The organism is Euryarchaeota archaeon (assembly GCA_016207515.1).
Taxonomy (GTDB): domain Archaea; phylum Thermoplasmatota; class SW-10-69-26; order JACQPN01; family JACQPN01; genus JACQPN01.
The window spans coordinates 311168-327812 of sequence record JACQPN010000025.1 but is presented as its reverse complement, the minus strand read 5'-3'; the positions used below and the strand labels follow the sequence as shown (position 1 = coordinate 327812).

Sequence of the window (16645 nt, the reverse complement as noted above, 5' to 3'; positions counted from 1 at the left end):
TGGTTTCACTTCCCCTTCTGCGTGATGTATATGCCGTCCTGGAAGACGCGCGGGTCACGGTCCCGGATCTTGCAGGCCTGCTCGATGTTCGCCGCCGTCTGGCTTACCCTTTCCAGGTCGATGCCGGTGATCGTTATCCACTCGGCCGCCACGTTGACCTTCACTCCCTGGAGTATCGGTGCCTTGCGGGCGGTTCGCTCGCCGAGGAAATTCTCGATGAGGAAGGTCGTCCCGGCGATCTTCGTCTTGATCGGGAAGTGGCTGTACACGATCTTCATCTTGTACTCGTACTCTTCTGTGACGCCCATGCACATGTTCCGGATGTGGGACGCCCAGGTCCCTACGACCGCCTTCACTTGACGGCGGGGGAACTCCGCGTGGACCACGATCGAGCCGTCCTCTTTCGAGAGGGTGACCTGCGGGTGGGCGAATTCGCGAACGAGCTCGCCCTTTGGACCCTTGACAGTGACCTTTTGGCCCGCGATGGTCACGTTGACCCCGTCCGGGACCTTCACTTTCTCGGTTGCTTCGACACTTGCCATGTTTGTCACCTAGTAGACGTATGCGAGGAGCTTGCCGCCGGTGTTCTGCTCCTTGGCGTTGTAATGGCTCATGACACCCGCCGTCGTCGAGAGGATGAGCGCGCCGAAGTTCCGGGCCGGCAAGTAGCGGGCCTCCCACTTCTCGAACTCGGTCCTCTTCACGCTGAAACGGGGCTTGATGACGCCGCAGTCGTTGATGTGGCCGATGAGGTTCACCTTGAAGATACCGGACTTCTCGTCGTCGACGAATTCGAACGTGCCGATGAACCCGGACTCGTTCATGACCTTGAGCACGCGCCCGATGAGCTTTGAGGCTGGCCTCACTTCGCACTCCATCTTGCCGACCCTTTCGGCGTTCTTGATGAGTGTCAGGGCGTCTGCGAGTGGATCGTTGAGTGACATCTTTTCACCTCTAGCTGTATTTCTTGAATCCAAGGTCCGGGGCGATCTCGCGGAAACACTGCCTGCAGAAGTACAGGTTGTATTTCCGGACCAAGCCGGGCATTCGTCCGCAGCGCTGGCAGAAGTTCGCGCCCCTGCCGAAGCGCCGGTTCGGTGGTAGCGTCGCGTCGAGCGGCATTACTCGAGCACCTCCACGTTGAAGTTCTTGACAAGCCAAGCGATCGATTCCTCACGCGTGATGCGAGATCGCGCGTGGAGCGGGGTCCTCAGGAGCCGCCTCGAGCGGATACGTGCACCTGGCCTTGTGATGACCGCGGTCACGTTCATCCCGAATATGCCGATCTCGGGGTCGTACTTCTGGCCCGCGATGTCGGTGTGGTCGGTGATGCCGAAGTTGAGGTTGCCGTGGTCGTCCACGTTCCACGAATAGATCTTATTCTGGCGGACCGCCAGGGCCTTCTTGAGCCACTCGGGGGCGTCGGCGCCGCGGATCGTGACCTTGCAGCCGATCGGTTGCCCGGGCCGCAGGTTCCAGTCTCTCACGCTCTTCTTTGAAAGGGTGCGCGTCGGCTTCTTGCCTGTGACGCTGCCGAGGACCTTCTCGGCCTTGATGAGCCGATCGCCGCTCTCGCCAACGCCGATGTTCACGACGACTTTCTCGATCCTAGGCACGCGCATCTTGTTCGAGTACGCGTAACTCTTCACCTGGTAGCCTGCTTCAGAAGACACCTGTCGCCACCTCCGGGAGCGTTATCTCGGATCCCTTCTTCCCGACGACGAACACGTAGGGCTTGATCGTGAAGAACGCCTTGTCGCTCTTCAGGTTCACGAGGTTCGCCCTCGGGTCTTCCGTGACCTCGACGGATTCGACGGCCGCTATCTCGCCGACGTGCTCGCCACCCGTGATGAACGCGGTGTTTCCCGACTTGAGCTCGATCGACTCGACGATCTTCTGGTCGGGCACCTTGATCTTCAAAGTGTCGCCCGTCTTGTGGGCGCCCTCCTTCACGACGATGTTACGGCCGTCGTGGAGGTTGAGTTGCATTCGGCCCTTTGCGACCGTCGTCTTGTTCTCGATCCGGACCAGTTTCCAGTCAGCGTCCTTCTTCTCTATCGGGACGAGCTGCAACCGGCCGCGCGTGTCCATCGCGACCCGGAAATGGGCGCCGGTCTTCTCTATCGAGAGGACGTCCATTAGCCCGACGCCGCGCTTGATGTCGGTGACCACGTCGCCATCGATCTTGATGTTGCGGCCACCGATTATCCGCTGCGCCTCGCGTCCGGTGTCGCAGAGCTTGAGGTAGTCGCGGACGATCGTCATGAGGGGAATGGAGTCGGCCGCCCCGTGGGGGCCCGGCCTTACCTTGGGCGCCCACTTCGACGCCTTCTTGGAGATCGACCAGGTACGCGGCACTGCGAGTCGCTTGAGGTGCTTGCTCACTTCTCTTCCTCCTTGTCTTCCCCGCCGGTGTCGTCGGGCGTTTCGTCGTCCTCGACATCCGCCCTCTTGGAGCCGGCCTTCTTGGGGGCTTCCGCCTTTTCCTCCGTCTTTTCCGCCGCAGGCTCAGGCTCGACGTCCGCCTCGGAGGCGCCCAGCTTCTCACGCCGCAGCTTGTCCGTGAGGAGGAGTTTCGTGATGAGTAGGTTCGAGGGTTCCACGGGCTTCGGTTTCTGCGTCCCGTCGGCCTTCGCCACCGTGACGCCGTCCACCGTCACCTTCATCGTCGTGTGGTTGACACCGATGACCTTCCCGACGTGCCCGCGGAAGTCGCCTCGCGCGACTTTCACCGTGTCGCCCTTGACTAGCGGCATCGAGCGGGTCTCGTACTTGAGCATGAGCTGCTCCGCCAGCGGCGCTGAGAGGCGCTTGTGCCTGCGGTGGCCCGGGTTGTTGTAGAGCGTCTTTCTCTCCTTTCTCGGCTGTATGCTCATGTTCTCACCTAAACGATCATGCTCGCGGTCGCTGCGATACGCGGCCACCGCTCCGCCGCTTCACGGGCCACGGGGCCCTTGATGTCCGTTCCCTTCGTGTCGCCGTTCTCGGCCACGATCACGGCCGCGTTGTCCTCGAACTGGACGACCGTTCCGTCGGGGCGCCTGTAGGGCCGCCTCTGGCGGATGACCACGGCGTTCACGATCTGACGCCTCATCTCGGGCGTTCCCTTCTTCACCGATGCGAAGATGTAATCGCCGACCCCTGCCGACGGGTAGCGCCTGTGGTGACCACCTGAGCGCGGCACCGCGATTATCTGCACCACCTTCGCGCCGCTGTTGTCGGCGCATTCGAGCCTCGCTCCTACGGGAAGGCCCTTCGTTATCCTTGCGGGGATGGCCTTCATTCTGCCGAGGCCTCCTTCTTGGCCGTCCTCGACGCGAGCGCTTTCGTCTCGACCGTGTAGTCCTCGCCCTGGATCTCGGCCTTCCCGGCGCGGGACTCGATGACGACGAACGTGGTCGTCTTCGACAGCGGCCGTGTCTCCATGATCGTGACCTCGTCCCCTTCCTTCGCCGCGATGCAGGGTGGGTTGTGGGCGGCGAACTTCGACGTGCGCTTCTCGTACCGCTCGAACTTGTTGAGGTAATAGAGGTATTCTCGCCTTACGACGACGGTCTTCTCCATCTTGTCCGAGATGACGCGGCCGTCGAGCATCACGCCGCGGACGCGTAGCGTCCCGTGGAACGGACAGTCGCGGTCTTGGCACGAGGCCTTCGGCGGTTGCACCTTGATTCCGATGTTTCGAGCCTGGCTCATCACTGCTTCCTCCTTGGGGCCCTTTCATTGACCAGCCTTATCCGGTCCTCGGGGCGCCGGGCGAGCACACTCCCCTGGATCTCGGTCGCGCCGTATGCGCCATCGAACGTGAACGATTGTCCAGCCTTCGGAACGATGACCTCCTTGCCGTCGCGCGTCTCTATCGCGAAGGTGTTCATCGTCTCGTCGACGACCGACCCTTCGACCCCGAGAAGCCCGGCGTCATGGCTACCCGTGACCTTGACGAGCCTGCCGATGAGTTCGGCCGCCTCTACATTCCGCTCCGTTATCTCCATCGTGTCACCGTATCTCTGACTTGAACCCCATCTTTGTGAGGACTTCCTTGACCCTATGCCGGTGGTCGCCTTGGAGTTCGACCTTTCCGTCCTTCCCGGTCCCTCCGCAGGCACAGGCGCTCTTGAGCTCGGTGGCGATCTTTGCGACGTCGATGTCGCTTGAGTCCATGCCTTCGACGATCGTGACGGTCTTGCCGTACCTGCGTTGCTCGACCCGGATGCTGATCTCCTGCTGCTCACGGGCTATCTCCTCGCATACACAGATCTCCTTGGGCAGTCCACACGTCTCGCAGACCTGACTCATTTCTCGGCTCCTCGCTTTGCCGTCTTCCTGGCCGTCGCCGTCTTCGGCTTCTTGGTCGTCGCCGCGGCCTTTGGCTTGGCGGCCACCACCGGGGCCTTGACCTGGCTCGTCCCCTGGGTGTTGAGGGTGAGGATGCGGGCGATCGTGCGGCGAAGCTCCCGGATCTTGCCCGGGTTCTTCACGGCGCCTCCCATCGCGGCGAGGCCGCGCTCGTGCATGAGCTCGTCGCGTGCCTCGTTGAGGGCCTTCGCCCGATCGTCTTTGTTGAGTTCGCGTAGCGTCTTGATCGCCGTCATCAGCGCTCCATCCTCCCAAGCTCGCCCTTGATCTTCTTGGCGAGTTTCGGCCCGATCCCCTCGACTTTCGCGAGGTCGTCCTCTGTGGCGCTCATCAGGCTGTCGACGTCGCTGAAACCGGCGTCTTCGAGGGCCTTGGCCTTCTTCGCCCCTATCCCTTCGATGTCCACCATCTTCTCCGCCTTTGCGATCGGTCCCGTGGCCTCCGCCTCGGGCGCAGGGCTCGTGGATTCGGGTGCCGCCGGCGCGACGGCGCCGGGTTCGACGACCCCGGGTTCTTTCACGGTTATCTCGTCGGGCATGCGCGCGTCGGGCGCCATGATCGATACCTTGACGCCGATGGCGCCGAGTTTCTTGCGGGCCGTCGCCTGGCCTTTGCCCATGAACTGGATGGCGGTCTCGCCGCAGTGCTTGATGTGGCCCGCGATGAACTTCTCGGTCCTTGAGCGCTGTCCGCTGAGTTTGCCGCTGATGACGATGATGCAGCCCTTCGCACCCGCGTCCATGATGCGTCTCAGCGTGGAGTGACCGGCGCGCCTGAAGTGCCAGCCCCTTTCCATCGCCTCCGCGAGTTTTTGCGACATGATCTGCGCGTTGAGGCTCGGGTTCGGGCTCTCCTGGACCTCGATCTGCGGGTTGTCGAGCTTGAAGTGGTGCGTGAGGTCTTCCGTGAGCTTCTTTATGGTGGCGCCCCGGCGGCCGATGACGAATCCCGGGCGTTCGGCGACGAGCGTGATGCGGGTCCCCATGGGGGTGCGCTGGATGTCGACGCCTCCGAAGCCCGCCCGCTCGGTCTCGCGCTTGAGGTATTCCCTGACCATCACTCGCTTGGCCCTTTCCTCGACGAGTTTCCTTTCGACTGCCAAACTCAGGCCTCCTTCTTCTCGGACAAGACCACTTCGACGTGGCAGCGCGAGGTGTTCCACGGCGTCGCCCGGCCTTGGGCCCGCGGGCGCGAGCCCGCCTGCGACGCCGCCTTCTGCGCGGATATGTGCGAGATGTACATCTTCTCCGGGTCGAGTCCCTTGTACTCGGCGTTGGCCTCGGCGGCCTTGATCATCTCAAGGATCTTCGACGCCGTCTTCACGGGGTAACGCCCGGGTCCGATTTTTCCGGGCCGGTGCTGTACGTGGCGGATGTGGCGGAAGTAGGGAACGGCCACTTTCTTCTCCATGACGTCTTCAAGGAACTTCTTTGCCCGGGTAAGCGGCATGCCCCGCACGGCGCGGCAGACGTTCACCGCGTACTTCGGCTTCACGTGGAGCTCCCGCCCCATGGCGCGCGCCGTCGTCTCGGGGTCCGGTTTGATTGAGTACTTGATCGACATCTTCATCTCACCTACTTGAGCGGCATGAACTTGGAGCTTCTGGTGGCTCCTACACCCGGTCCCGTGTGCTTCACGCCCTTCCTGGTGGGGGCGAACTCGCCGAGGTAATGGCCCACCATGTCCGCGTGGATGTCCACCCGCTTCCACTCCTTGCCCGAGTGGATCGCGAACGTGCGGCCGACGAAGATCGGGAAGATCGGCATGTCCCGCAAGTGCGTCCGGAGGACCTTCTCCTTCGTCGTCTTCCCGGCTCTCTTGATGAGCTTCATGTGATCGTCCGAGAGGCCGCGCCTGATCGACCGGCGGATCCTCGAAGGCATGACCTTCGCGATCTCCTCGATCGAGAGGGGCTTCAGCTCCTCGATGGTCTTTCCACGGAAGGTGAATTCCTTCTTCTTGACCTCGATCCTCGCCTTTCCGCGTCTAGCTTTCGTCAACTTGGATCACCTCTTCCCGGTGCGCTTTGCGGCTATGAGCCCGACCTTGCGGCCCGGCGGAGTTCCGCGCGCCACCGTCGTGGGCTTTCCTTCATGCTGCTTCTGGCCGCCACCGTGCGGGTGGTCGACGGGGTTCTTCGCGACCCCGGAGCCGACCGGGAACAGTTTGGCCCTGCTTCTCACAGAGTGCATCTTCTTGCCGGCCTTCACGAACGGCTTGTCGCCGCGACCGCCGCCGCCGGCAAGGCCGATCGTCGCCCGGCACTGTGGATGGAATGACTTGAAAGCACCCGAAGGGAGCTTGATTATCACACGGTTGCGCTCGTGCCCGACTATGGAACAGGTCGTTCCGGCGGCCCGCACGAACTTGCCGCCATCGCCGGGGCGCGCCTCGATGTTGTACACGGGCATACCGTCTGGGATGCGGGCGAGGTCGAGGACGTTGCCGGGCGCTAGCGTCGGCACACCGAAGAGGAGCTTCTTGCCGACATGGACGCCTTCTGTCGCGAACATGAGGATGTTCGAGCCTGTCGCTTCGAGCCTTGCGATGACTACGGGTGCATCGTGCCCGGGATCGTGCACGATGTCAAGCACGGTCGCGCTCGAGGGTTCCCGAAGCGCCGGGTAGCGGATCGCCCCAAGGTGCCTATGGCCGGGGCTCTTGTGTATTCCGCCCTTGCCGCGCCGTTGTACTATGAGCCTCTTTCCCACTAGAACACACCCGTCCTTGTCGCGATCTCGTCGGCCTTGAATTCAGGCGTGAATTTGACGTGGGCCAGTTTCTCGCCGCGCATCGTGATCTTCGTCCTCACGTGCTCCACCTTGACCGCGAAGAGCTTCTCGACGGCCCACTTGATCTCGCTCTTCGACGCGTCCTTGCGGACGACGAAGACGAGCGCGTTCTCGCCGGAGCGCTCCATCGCGGCCATCGTCTTTTCCGTGACGAACGGGTGGTGGACGATGTCGTGGGGGGCCTGGTTCACTTCCATCCCTCCAGGACCTTGAGCGCCGATTCACTGAAAACGATGAGACGTCCGACGTCGCCGCCGGGGGCGACCTTCAAAGCGTCGAGGCCCTGCGGTGTGGTGACGTCGACGCCCGGCAGGTTCTCCGCCGCCTTCCGCACGGCCGAGCCCGAAGGGACGACGAGTAGGAACGACTTCGGTTGGCGCATGCGCCTTCCGCGGAGTTTGCCGCGCCCAGCCCGCTGGTGACGGCCGTCGCCTGCGCGCTCGACATCGGCGAAGACGCCGATCTTCTCGAGCACGTCGCTCAAGTCGCTCGTCTTCGCGATCGAGGAGACCTTGTCCTCGACGATGACCGGGAGCGTGAGACCTTCCTTGAAGCGGTGACCACGGCCGGAAACGAGTTCCTGCGACGCGGACGCCGCGAGCGCGGATCGGATGGCGAGTTGACGTTCCTTCACGTTCATCCTGCGATCAAGCCGTTCCCACGAGCGCGGCGGGTGGGCCCTTCGGCCACCCACGGCGCTTGGGATCTGGGCGGCATTGCTTCCGCCGCGTAGACGCGGAACGCGTGAAACGCCGCGGCCGGGGCCCCATCCTTCGACCGAATGGCGGAAACCAGCCTCGGGCTTCGCCCCGTAGGGTTGGCGGGCGTTCTTCCTTGCCACGTCGACGGCCTTCCGGACGATGTCGGTCCGAACCGGGGTCGCGAACGCCTTCGGCAGTTCGACTTCGCCCTTGACGCTTCCATCGACCTTGTAGACCTTCACGTTCGTCATCTTCAGGCCCCCTGCTTCGACTTGGCACTCACATAGTTGAGAGCCGGCGCTTCCACCTTGATGCCGCGCGTGTAACGCGTCGCGTCCCGTAGCCGTATGAGCCTCTTTGCGGGACCGGGGATGCTTCCGTGGAGCAGCACGTACTTGTTCTTCACGACACCGTAGTTGAGGAAGCCGCCCGCGGGCGTGATCTCGTTGCCGTCCTCGCCGATCTTCAAGACGCGCTTGTTGTATTCCGTGCGCTGGTGGTAACCCGTCTGCCCGGGCATCGGGACCGACCATCGGATGAAACTCGGGTGCCACGGACCCAAAGGCGTCGCGTCACGCCTGTTCTTGCTGTTCTTGTGCGATTGAAGCTTCACGCCCCACCTTGGGACGGCGCCTTGGTTGCCGAAGCCCTTCGTCACGGCCGCCACGTCGATCATCTGGCCGGGCTTGGCGAAGTCCGAGACCTCGACTTCCTTGCCGAGAAGCTTCTTTGCGAAGTCGAGCCGCGCTGGGAGAGCGCCGCCGCCGACTCGCAATTCCATTATCTCAGGCACCTTCTTTGGCACGCCGGAGACGGTCTTCGGTTGAGTGTAAGCGAGGACGCGCACATCGTCGACCTTTGTCACGTCGATGCCTGTGACCCCGTCCGCTTCCTTCGGGACGGTGAGCCGCATGCGGAGTTCCTTGTCGACGTTCGCGGCCCAGAATTCGCCCTTGAGCTTGAGACCGTAGACCGTCTGCTTGTAGACGCGGATCGCCGCGATCTTCATCGGCGGCGTCTCGATGACCGTGACCGGCACCTGGACCTCTTGGCCCGTCGTTAGGCTCTTCGGTCTGTAATCGACCATGAGGGCGTGGGTCATGCCGGCCTTGTACCCGGCGAAGCCTTGGAGCTTCGGCGCCTCGCCGTCGGCGGGCCAGCTTGCAAAGCGTGGAACCTGGCTAGGTGCGCGCTTTCGGGGCGAGAACCCCATCGATCCACGTCGTGGCTTGTGTCTCTGGGCCATGTTTTCACGTCCATGTCCGATTTCGCGGATTTCGCTTAGCTCCATCCGCTTATCGGCGTCTACTGCCGTAGCCGCCGACCAATCGCAAGGGCATCTCCTTGATGCCGACGGATAGATGGAGCAAGCTCTCGGAAGGACTCGTACTGTCCCTTCGATGCGGCGAAAACTGGACGGGTCTTCCCGTCGGCCCTCGCTCATTCTGCTTCATCCAACCGTGACGCCATCCGATGACGGCAAGCGCCGCCTCTTTCGGGGTTTCCCAAGGCATTCCACAGATGGGAACGCCAGTTTGCGAGAATCGCCCCTCGCGTCTGGTCTGGACTACTCTTCCGGTGCGAATTGCACCGACCGATTATCCCTTGATAAGCGGTAAGGCGGGGGAAGCGCGTTCCTGTATATGAACGTTATCAGGGGTCGAAGATGGGGGGCCGCCCGACTACGAGGCCGTGTCGACACCTGAGTCGCACCACAGGCCGCTGAGCGCGCTTAGAGGCACGTTCAAACGAACAGCGTCTTCCATTTCCCTCCGGTGAACTTGGCCAGCGTGAACAAGGCTCTCGCGTAGTACTCGATTACGTAAGCGGTACAGACGCCGCCGACGTCTACTCCGTGCGCTTTCCAAGGCCAGAATGCGGTCGGGAGCCGAACAGCGCCGCGGCCTTACCAATGGCGGGCATTGTCCCCGAGCGCAGTGCCCATTGACACCGGGCCGGAATAAATGTACGCGCTGAGCATCTTTGATTCGCGGTTCTCCACGAGGTACCATTTCTTGCACTTCGCCTTGTGCTTCCCAGCGACATTGAGGGGGGGTTGGTGGGTCAGAATCATAAGGGCTTCCAGGTCGTCGGCAGTCCGCCTAGCGAACCCTTCGTCTGGCACAGTCACAACGCCGGCCGACACGACGATTGGCGCGTCGCCCATGAGGTTTCGGGCTTGCCGCAGACGTTCGATATGATCGCCATCTCTGAGGCGATCGCAAATAAGTTTCGTTCGCGTCTGGCCGACGTAAAGGAGCTTGTGGTGGTCGTTCACTCGGGCGCCAATCGTGTAGAAATTTGCCTCTCGACAATGATAACGATGAAACCTGGGATGGCTTTTGCGGAGCGTGTGCACCTGGTACGTAGGAGACCACTTTATCCGGAACTCAAACAGTTTATGCCGAGGAGGCAGCATAAGTCGCGGAGAATCATCAAAGTAGACTTCTTCATCAACGACGCTTGGTTCTCCGAATTTGCGCGTCAAAGGCCATCAACCTGGTTGCGGTCAGTTCGCCTCTAACCTATAACTGGCGCCAGTTCCGAAGTAGTAGGCAATGCGGGCGCTCGTTGAGCCAGCCGGTATTGTTCCGGTCTCGTTTCCAGCAGTTTCGTAACATGGGCTGAGTTGTGTGCTGCCAGCGTACCAGCAGACGTCAAAGTCCGAGTCCGGGTCGCCAGTTGTCAACGTAAACGGATTTCCCGCGCATCCCCGTGGAATGTTGTCTTCCCAACTCGCACTGACGTCCGTCACAGCTATGCCGAGCATCCCGACAAAAAGGTGATTTTGTCTTTCAATGGTACACTGACTGTACCGGACGATTTCGGTCAAATACGTCTGACCGGACCCGCCAAAGATATAGGCATTGGCTCCGTCCCAGATTGCACTCGTGTCATCTCGAGCCGATGGGAGACCTACGGTAGCCGTTGTCGTCGCTTCACTCGTAGTGTTGAACTTTATTATTGTGTCCACGATCGAGGGCGCCGGATAATAGCTGTCGCCGCCAAACAGAATGGCATTCGAGCCGTCCCAAACGGCGCTATTGAACGCCATTCTGACAGGGAGCTTCGTTGACAGAAGCGTTGTTGATCCGATGATCGGATTGAATCTGATGACATCGTCCGTTGGGCCGAGGCCATCCCTTGTTCCCCCGAACACGTACGCGTTTTGCCCGTCCCAAACGGCGCTTGTGGCTTGGCGCGCGCTAGGGAGGGCCACGCTAAGCGCCGTTACAGTCTTCGTAAGCGGGTCAAAGCGCACGATGTCGTCCAGATTCTGAGCGGTGGCGTTTCTTCCGCCGAATACATAGAACATGGAGCCGTCCCAGATGGCGCTGGTTTGGTCCCTTGGACTTGGGAGCCTTGCCTCGATGACAGTCGCCGTGTCAGTGGCCGGTTCATATCGCGTGATCGAATCCACGGCTGCGAGGCCCGAGTCTAGGCCTCCAAAAATGTAGATTGCCGAGTTTCCGGCGGCCGCGCTCGTGTAATGCTTGCCACCAGGCAAGGTCGCGCCCATCGTCGTGACGACGCCGGTCGTCGTATTGTATCGAATTATTTGGCTGAGAAGAGATCCCCCCGCAGCGTGGCCGCCGAAAATGTATGCGTCCTTCCCATCCCACGCCGCGCTGGTGCCGTGGCGACCGCTTGGGAGGACGCTGGGCGTTACAACCGCCGTGTCTGCTTTGACCGCCAAAGGAAGCAGCATAATCGCAGCCATGAGCATTGCGGTAACGGCTCGTTTTCGCGGCTTACGCCGGTCTCGATCCTCGTGTTTGGAACCCAAAGGTCCGACGCCTCCCTTACCTCTTCGAGAGATTGTGATTGCATATACTTTGCGGCCCATTCCTGCGCGGCGCGGACGATGCCGGCCTTGGGCACAGAAACGTCCAAGGAATCGCACCTTCATGTCACGGACTTAGCTATACAGCTGCTTCCTTCCACTTCCCTCCCCTGAACTTCGCAAGCGTCAGCAGGGCTCTCGCGTAGTACTCTATTATGTAAGAGGCCCAGACGCCGAATATCCCGTAGCCCATCGTGATGCCGAGGAGGTAGGCGATTGGGAGCCTCAAGGCGAACAGGCCGATGAAGGATACGGCGAGGGGAAACTTGGTATCTCCCGCGCCACGAAGCCCTCCGGACGCTGCGAAGTAGAGGGAGATCGCCGGGAGGGCTACCAGGATCGCCTGCGTCCAGAAGCTTCCTAGCCCCAAGGCGGCGGTGTCGGTCGTGAACAGTCCCGCGAGGTCACGGGAGAAGAGCACGAGCGGGATGCCGAAGACGACCATCGTCGTGAGAGCCATCATGGCCGCGGCCCAGCCGCTTTCCTCCGCGTCTTTGGGATCGCCTCGTCCCAACCCCTGGCCCACCATGGCGGCCGCGGCGGCGGAGAACCCGAAGCCCGGCATGAAAGCGAAGGATTGGATGCGTAGCCCTATGAGGTGGGCGGCAAGGGCTTGCGTCCCGAATTGGACGATGAGGAGGAGGTAAAGCGTGAAGCCAAGCGAGAGGAGAAGCTGCTCCGCGGCGGCCGGTGTCCCGACGCGGATGAAGCGGACGGCCAATGGGTCGCCCGTCGGCTGCTTCGAGATGTCTACCCTTAGCGGTCGGCTTCCCTTCCAGATTAGGTAGAGGAAAAAGAGCGCTCCAACCGTGTAGGAAAGCATCGTCGCAAGCGCAGCACCCGTGAGGCCGAGGGCGGGCGAGCCGAGGTTTCCAAAAATCAATATCCAATCGGCGACGAGGTTCACGACGTTTACACCGATGTTGATCCATAGGGTCGGCCTCGTGTCGGCGGCGCCTTGGAAAGCGCCCGTCGCCGCTATCATTAGGAAATTCGCAGGAAGCCCCAAAGCGAGGATCTCGAGGAAACGCGCCGCCCCGGGCCGGATGTCGGTTCCCGCGCCGAGAAGGTCCATCATGGTCCCGGCGCCGAGCCACATGGGGACGGCCAGGACGAGACCCAGCCCAGCGCCGAGGAGCATCGCCGTCGTGGCGGCCCTGTTCGCGAGCGCGGTGTCGCCGGCACCGTATGCCCGTGCGACGAGGGCCGTCGCGGCCGCCGCGAGGCCGGCGCCTACCGCCATCGCGAGGAGAAACACTTGCGTCGCGAGGCCGGCGGCGGCAAGCGCCTCGGGGCCGAGGCTTCCGACGAAGATGAGGTCGACGGTCAGCGCCAAGGATTGGAGGAAATTCGTGACGACCACCGGCCACGCGATGGTGAGGATGCGGCGCCAACGCGGAAGGTCGGGGTTGACGACGCGGCGCCAGACTTCCTCAAGCGCGCTGGTCGTGATGTCGCCGACCGGGAGCCGTGGGATCGAGACCAAGGTGTCCGACTATTGCGCGTCGGGATTAATACGCGTCCCTCTCCCCGTGGTGAGCGGCATCACGGGGCGGCAGGAACGTGATCAACGAGATTGAAAGGGGGAACACGTTTCAAGAAAGGGCGGCTCAAGGGGAAAACGCAGCGGCGCATTTTGACGCGTCCACTAATTATTGTCTTTCTCCTTCTTCTCGAACAGACGCCGGTCCCAGTACTCCTGTAGTTCCCGCGGTATTGGCAACGGTAGCCGAGGCTTGTGCATCCCTATCCCGATTTAGCGTACTCTGGCGCGATTCAAATAGTTTGCGAAATCGACTTGGAAGATGAGCGGAAGTGTCGCGACGTCCCGGCGATGTTCAATTGAGTGCGAGGCGTCGGCGAACCTTCATCAACGATGCTCCCATTGGGTCGCCCCGTGCTCCGTTTCCGCATCGTGATCATCGCGTTGCTGGCCCTCGCTGGACAACTGGCGACGGTCGCCGCGCACGTCGATGGATTGGACCATGCGATCCCCGACAGCGGCCGACTCGCCCCCGGCGAAGGCGACGTCCATGAGCTCCGCTTCAGCGAAGGCCCGCTCCAGGCGGGCTGGGTGTTCATCGTGAACTTCTACCAGACCATTGGGACGGAGCCGCTGCAGGTGTTCCTCGAACTGGACAACCGGACGCAGTCACAATGGAGCGTGCGCCCCGGCGAACCGAACCACCTGATGCGGCTCATCCCCGAGACCGGAAACTACACTCTGCGCGTCTCGAACCCGTCGTCATCCGACAATGCCTCGTACGTCTTCTTCTACGATCAATCGTGTAACTGCATCGGCAAGCTCCTCCCGCCCGCGAACGAGACTGGTGTGCCGCTCGACCACGCGATCGTCATCTTCAACGTGGACGTAGAGCCCGGTTACAAGGTGTTCTTCAACCTCACGGAGCCGCCTGCGCAGAAAGTGACGCTCGCGGCCGCGACTTTGAGAAACGACACCGCCCAATGGCCGATCGACTACGACGTGATCGCCACATCGGCGCCCTCGGTCGCGTTCCACCGGTTGTCGTTCGACGCGCACGAATCGGGTCGCTACTACATTTTCGTGGAGAGCGTCGAAGCGAGAATCGATCGTTTCACTTCCGTGGAAAGCGCGCTCATCTATCCGTCGATCACCGTCGAGAGCCTCGACGCCGAGGTCGCTTTGGCGCCGGGTCAAACGCCCCTAGATTCGATCCTCGCCATCGTTTTGTCGCCGCTCGGGCTTTTGATCGTCGTCGCGCTTTACTTGGCGTCCTATCCATTGGTATTCAGGAAGGGGAAGAAAAAGCAGGATTGACGACGAAGAATGCCTTCCGGGGAAGGCGCGCTTTCCTGCAATGAGCGCGAACGCCTTTCTCGACCGGCCCCGGGAGCTCGCGCCTACACGGCGCCCAGGTAGACGACGGCGAATAGTACGACCCACACGACGTCGACGAAGTGCCAGTAGATCGCGGCCATCTCCGCGCCTTCGTGGCGCTTTTGCGTGAAATCGCCTTTCACGGTGGTCCTTACGTAGACCATCGTGAGTGCAATGATGCCGCCGAAGACGTGGAGTCCGTGGGTTCCGGTGAGAGCGAAGAACGTGGACGCGTACATGCCCGTGCCGGGCGTCATTCCCTCCTGGAACAGTTCCACGTACTCGTTCACCTGGCCCGCGAGGAAGATCGCGCCAAGGATTATCGTCGCCAAGAGTGCTCGCTTGTAGGTCTTCATGTTGCCCTTCGCCAAGGCGCCCTGGGCAAGATGCACGGTCACCCCGGACGAGATGAGGATGAGCGTGTTGATGGTCGTCGGCCCCACAGGCAGCTCGACGCCTTCGGGCGGGCCCCAGAACGCCGCGTGGCCGCGGCCGTTGAAGAACGTCGCGAACAACGCGCCGAAGAGCATGATCTCGGTTCCAAGGAAGAGGATGATGCCCCACCAGCCGTTCCCGGCGCCGGTCGAAGTGAAGCCGTGCCACCACTTACTGTCCTCGTTGATCCACCCGACGAGGCCGATCGCGATCACGATCAAACCGAGGCCGAGCGACGCAAAGCCCGCCGTCTCGAACTGGGCGTAGCGCGACATCGCGAGGCCGAAGTAGAGGAACAAGACGCCAAGGCCGAGGACGGGGGGCCATACGCTCCCGTGCGGGAGATGGTACTCGTCCTTCGTCGCCGCGGCGTCGCTTGACATCAGGCTCTCCTCCGAACGAGTGCGACCGCGCCGACGGCGGCAAGGAAGAGCGAGGGCTCGAAGCCTGGGATGAGGGCGGCTCCTTCGATGCCGGCCGCGCCGCCACCGCCGGACGATTGTCCGGTGCCCGCGACCATCGTGCCCTTCATCCCTAGCTCTCGGTGGCCCGGGACCGCGCAGTAGTAGGCCAGCGTCGCGTCCTTTTCGGCCGTGAAATTCATGAACTTGGTGGTGCCCGACGGCACCGAGGTGATGAAGAGGTTGTACGGCGGGTCGACCTTGAAATTATGGAAGCCGTCACCAGCGTTCTCCACCTTCAGAGCGACCTTCTCGTCCTTTGCGAACTTGAGGTCGGCGGGCGAGATGCCGAGCGAACCGTCCCCATTCTCGACAAGCTTCACGTCCACGACGCGGTAATCGGGGCCACCCGGTTGGTCGTCTACGCCTTTCGCGGCGAAGCCGAACGGCTTATCCTGTGTCCCTGGCGCGAAGACGACGACCTTGCCGCGCATGAAGGCGTGCCCGGTCCCGCAGTACTCCGTGCATTGGACGTAGTACTCGCCGGCGTTGTCGGCCCTGAACCAGAACTTGTTCGTCTGGCCCGGGACGGAGTCGAGCTTCACTCCGAGGCCCGGGATGTTGAAGCTGTGGATGACGTCGGTCGTGGTCACGTTGAGAAGAACGAGTTTTCCCGCCTCGACCCTCATCACGTACTGGTCGTTCGGGAGCACCGCGGTCGCGAACGCGGGGTCGTCGAGGCTCGACGTCCCGTCGGGGTAGACGAATTCCCACGACCATTGGCGGCCGATGACGGTTATCTCGAAATCGGGCTCCTGCGGCGGCGTCTCGATGTCGAAAAGCGTCTGGGCTGAGACCATGCCCACCCACAGGAGGATCAAGGCCGGCGGGATCGTCCACATGATCTCGAGTTTCGTGTGGCCGCGCTCCTCTTCGCTCCGCTTTCCGGGCCCCTTATCGCCGTACTTGAGCACCGTGAAGAGGATGACGCCCTCGACGCCGACGCCTATCGCGATGGCGATCCAATAGATCGGCTCGTAGAGCGCGACGATGCGGCCTTGCGTCGATGAACCGGGGTCCTCCAAGGATTGCGCTGCCGCCGGGCCTGCGACTGCGAGTGCGCAAAGCGCCACGGCGATGAAGAGGTGCGAGGAACGCATTCTGGTCGGCCGCGTCAATGAGGATTCGTCACTTAATACTTCCTTTACACGTGGGTTTTCGCATCCGGCGATCAGGTACGCCGCAGGTCTATACAT

The 16645-nt window shown here is 62.0% G+C and carries 24 protein-coding genes; 1 reads left to right on the top strand and 23 read right to left on the bottom strand.

Going from position 1 to position 16645, the window contains the following annotated elements:
* Positions 1 to 5: 5 nt before the first annotated feature.
* From HY556_12185 to HY556_12085, 21 genes are all read right to left on the bottom strand, one after another.
* A complete protein-coding gene (locus HY556_12185) occupies positions 6 to 542 on the bottom strand; it encodes a 50S ribosomal protein L6 (GenBank protein MBI4394536.1) in 537 nt (178 codons plus the stop codon).
* Positions 543 to 551: 9 nt separating this feature from the next.
* Positions 552 to 944, bottom strand: a complete 393-nt coding sequence (locus HY556_12180) for a 30S ribosomal protein S8 (GenBank protein ID MBI4394535.1) — start codon at positions 942 to 944, stop codon at positions 552 to 554.
* Between the two features lie 10 nt (positions 945 to 954).
* The gene (locus HY556_12175; GenBank protein MBI4394534.1) at positions 955 to 1122 is read right to left on the bottom strand and encodes a 30S ribosomal protein S14; all 168 of its coding nucleotides are present in this window, start codon (positions 1120 to 1122) and stop codon (positions 955 to 957) included.
* Entirely contained in the window at positions 1122 to 1622 is a 501-nt protein-coding gene (locus HY556_12170; protein ID MBI4394533.1) for a 50S ribosomal protein L5, read from the bottom strand. Before HY556_12170 ends, HY556_12175 begins: the two co-directional genes overlap by 1 nt.
* Before the next feature lie 40 nt (positions 1623 to 1662).
* Complete coding sequence (locus HY556_12165) at positions 1663 to 2385, bottom strand: 30S ribosomal protein S4e (GenBank protein ID MBI4394532.1); 723 nt, start codon at positions 2383 to 2385, stop codon at positions 1663 to 1665.
* Positions 2382 to 2876: a 50S ribosomal protein L24 gene (locus HY556_12160; protein MBI4394531.1), complete on the bottom strand. Its 495-nt coding sequence runs from the start codon at positions 2874 to 2876 to the stop codon at positions 2382 to 2384. Before HY556_12160 ends, HY556_12165 begins: the two co-directional genes overlap by 4 nt.
* A gap of 8 nt (positions 2877 to 2884) precedes the next feature.
* On the bottom strand, positions 2885 to 3283 hold the full coding sequence (locus HY556_12155) for a 50S ribosomal protein L14 (protein ID MBI4394530.1): 399 nt from the start codon (positions 3281 to 3283) through the stop codon (positions 2885 to 2887).
* Positions 3280 to 3696: a 30S ribosomal protein S17 gene (locus HY556_12150; protein ID MBI4394529.1), complete on the bottom strand. Its 417-nt coding sequence runs from the start codon at positions 3694 to 3696 to the stop codon at positions 3280 to 3282. Before HY556_12150 ends, HY556_12155 begins: the two co-directional genes overlap by 4 nt.
* Positions 3696 to 3992: a ribonuclease P protein subunit gene (locus HY556_12145; GenBank protein MBI4394528.1), complete on the bottom strand. Its 297-nt coding sequence runs from the start codon at positions 3990 to 3992 to the stop codon at positions 3696 to 3698. The genes HY556_12150 and HY556_12145 overlap by 1 nt, the downstream gene beginning before the upstream one ends.
* Before the next feature lie 4 nt (positions 3993 to 3996).
* Entirely contained in the window at positions 3997 to 4296 is a 300-nt protein-coding gene (yciH, locus tag HY556_12140) for a stress response translation initiation inhibitor YciH (protein ID MBI4394527.1), read from the bottom strand.
* On the bottom strand, positions 4293 to 4592 hold the full coding sequence (rpmC, locus tag HY556_12135) for a 50S ribosomal protein L29 (GenBank protein MBI4394526.1): 300 nt from the start codon (positions 4590 to 4592) through the stop codon (positions 4293 to 4295). Before rpmC ends, yciH begins: the two co-directional genes overlap by 4 nt.
* Positions 4592 to 5458 carry a 30S ribosomal protein S3 gene (locus tag HY556_12130; protein MBI4394525.1) on the bottom strand — a complete coding sequence of 289 codons (867 nt, stop codon included), beginning with the start codon at positions 5456 to 5458 and terminating at the stop codon, positions 4592 to 4594. Before HY556_12130 ends, rpmC begins: the two co-directional genes overlap by 1 nt.
* A 2-nt stretch (positions 5459 to 5460) precedes the next feature.
* The gene (locus HY556_12125) at positions 5461 to 5925 is read right to left on the bottom strand and encodes a 50S ribosomal protein L22 (protein MBI4394524.1); all 465 of its coding nucleotides are present in this window, start codon (positions 5923 to 5925) and stop codon (positions 5461 to 5463) included.
* A gap of 5 nt (positions 5926 to 5930) precedes the next feature.
* Positions 5931 to 6326 (bottom strand): 30S ribosomal protein S19, encoded by a 396-nt coding sequence (locus HY556_12120; protein MBI4394523.1) that lies wholly within the window; start codon positions 6324 to 6326, stop codon positions 5931 to 5933.
* A gap of 36 nt (positions 6327 to 6362) precedes the next feature.
* Positions 6363 to 7067: a 50S ribosomal protein L2 gene (locus tag HY556_12115; protein MBI4394522.1), complete on the bottom strand. Its 705-nt coding sequence runs from the start codon at positions 7065 to 7067 to the stop codon at positions 6363 to 6365.
* Positions 7067 to 7345, bottom strand: coding sequence for a 50S ribosomal protein L23 (locus tag HY556_12110; protein ID MBI4394521.1), 279 nt, complete (start codon positions 7343 to 7345; stop codon positions 7067 to 7069). The genes HY556_12115 and HY556_12110 overlap by 1 nt, the downstream gene beginning before the upstream one ends.
* Complete coding sequence (locus HY556_12105; protein MBI4394520.1) at positions 7336 to 8100, bottom strand: 50S ribosomal protein L4; 765 nt, start codon at positions 8098 to 8100, stop codon at positions 7336 to 7338. Before HY556_12105 ends, HY556_12110 begins: the two co-directional genes overlap by 10 nt.
* Before the next feature lie 2 nt (positions 8101 to 8102).
* On the bottom strand, positions 8103 to 9095 hold the full coding sequence (locus tag HY556_12100; protein MBI4394519.1) for a 50S ribosomal protein L3: 993 nt from the start codon (positions 9093 to 9095) through the stop codon (positions 8103 to 8105).
* Between the two features lie 660 nt (positions 9096 to 9755).
* Entirely contained in the window at positions 9756 to 10016 is a 261-nt protein-coding gene (locus tag HY556_12095) for a hypothetical protein (protein ID MBI4394518.1), read from the bottom strand.
* A 342-nt stretch (positions 10017 to 10358) separates the two neighbouring features.
* Positions 10359 to 11636, bottom strand: coding sequence for a hypothetical protein (locus HY556_12090; protein ID MBI4394517.1), 1278 nt, complete (start codon positions 11634 to 11636; stop codon positions 10359 to 10361).
* 136 nt (positions 11637 to 11772) lie between these two features.
* A complete protein-coding gene (locus HY556_12085; GenBank protein ID MBI4394516.1) occupies positions 11773 to 13179 on the bottom strand; it encodes an MATE family efflux transporter in 1407 nt (468 codons plus the stop codon).
* 411 nt (positions 13180 to 13590) lie between these two features.
* Between HY556_12085 and HY556_12080 the strand changes: the two genes are divergently transcribed.
* Positions 13591 to 14493: a hypothetical protein gene (locus tag HY556_12080; protein MBI4394515.1), complete on the top strand. Its 903-nt coding sequence runs from the start codon at positions 13591 to 13593 to the stop codon at positions 14491 to 14493.
* Positions 14494 to 14576: 83 nt separating this feature from the next.
* On the opposite strand, the gene HY556_12075 is transcribed toward HY556_12080, so the two are convergent.
* Together HY556_12075 and coxB are read right to left on the bottom strand one after the other, a co-directional pair.
* Positions 14577 to 15371 (bottom strand): heme-copper oxidase subunit III, encoded by a 795-nt coding sequence (locus HY556_12075; protein MBI4394514.1) that lies wholly within the window; start codon positions 15369 to 15371, stop codon positions 14577 to 14579.
* Positions 15371 to 16549 carry a cytochrome c oxidase subunit II gene (gene coxB, locus HY556_12070; GenBank protein ID MBI4394513.1) on the bottom strand — a complete coding sequence of 393 codons (1179 nt, stop codon included), beginning with the start codon at positions 16547 to 16549 and terminating at the stop codon, positions 15371 to 15373. The genes HY556_12075 and coxB overlap by 1 nt, the downstream gene beginning before the upstream one ends.
* Between the last annotated feature and the right edge of the window lie 96 nt (positions 16550 to 16645).

Coding starts and splice junctions, on each gene's coding strand:
- HY556_12185 (MBI4394536.1), bottom strand. CDS start 542: ATGGCAAGTGTCGAAGCAACCGAGAAAGTGAAGGTCCCGGACGGGGTC.
- HY556_12105 (MBI4394520.1), bottom strand. CDS start 8,100: ATGACGAACGTGAAGGTCTACAAGGTCGATGGAAGCGTCAAGGGCGAA.
- HY556_12155 (MBI4394530.1), bottom strand. CDS start 3,283: ATGAAGGCCATCCCCGCAAGGATAACGAAGGGCCTTCCCGTAGGAGCG.
- HY556_12095 (MBI4394518.1), bottom strand. CDS start 10,016: ATGGGCGACGCGCCAATCGTCGTGTCGGCCGGCGTTGTGACTGTGCCA.
- HY556_12170 (MBI4394533.1), bottom strand. CDS start 1,622: ATGCGCGTGCCTAGGATCGAGAAAGTCGTCGTGAACATCGGCGTTGGC.
- HY556_12160 (MBI4394531.1), bottom strand. CDS start 2,876: ATGAGCATACAGCCGAGAAAGGAGAGAAAGACGCTCTACAACAACCCG.
- HY556_12125 (MBI4394524.1), bottom strand. CDS start 5,925: ATGAAGATGTCGATCAAGTACTCAATCAAACCGGACCCCGAGACGACG.
- yciH (MBI4394527.1), bottom strand. CDS start 4,296: ATGAGTCAGGTCTGCGAGACGTGTGGACTGCCCAAGGAGATCTGTGTA.
- HY556_12150 (MBI4394529.1), bottom strand. CDS start 3,696: ATGAGCCAGGCTCGAAACATCGGAATCAAGGTGCAACCGCCGAAGGCC.
- HY556_12110 (MBI4394521.1), bottom strand. CDS start 7,345: ATGGAAGTGAACCAGGCCCCCCACGACATCGTCCACCACCCGTTCGTC.
- coxB (MBI4394513.1), bottom strand. CDS start 16,549: ATGCGTTCCTCGCACCTCTTCATCGCCGTGGCGCTTTGCGCACTCGCA.
- HY556_12145 (MBI4394528.1), bottom strand. CDS start 3,992: ATGGAGATAACGGAGCGGAATGTAGAGGCGGCCGAACTCATCGGCAGG.
- HY556_12100 (MBI4394519.1), bottom strand. CDS start 9,095: ATGGCCCAGAGACACAAGCCACGACGTGGATCGATGGGGTTCTCGCCC.
- HY556_12180 (MBI4394535.1), bottom strand. CDS start 944: ATGTCACTCAACGATCCACTCGCAGACGCCCTGACACTCATCAAGAAC.
- rpmC (MBI4394526.1), bottom strand. CDS start 4,592: ATGACGGCGATCAAGACGCTACGCGAACTCAACAAAGACGATCGGGCG.
- HY556_12175 (MBI4394534.1), bottom strand. CDS start 1,122: ATGCCGCTCGACGCGACGCTACCACCGAACCGGCGCTTCGGCAGGGGC.
- HY556_12075 (MBI4394514.1), bottom strand. CDS start 15,371: ATGTCAAGCGACGCCGCGGCGACGAAGGACGAGTACCATCTCCCGCAC.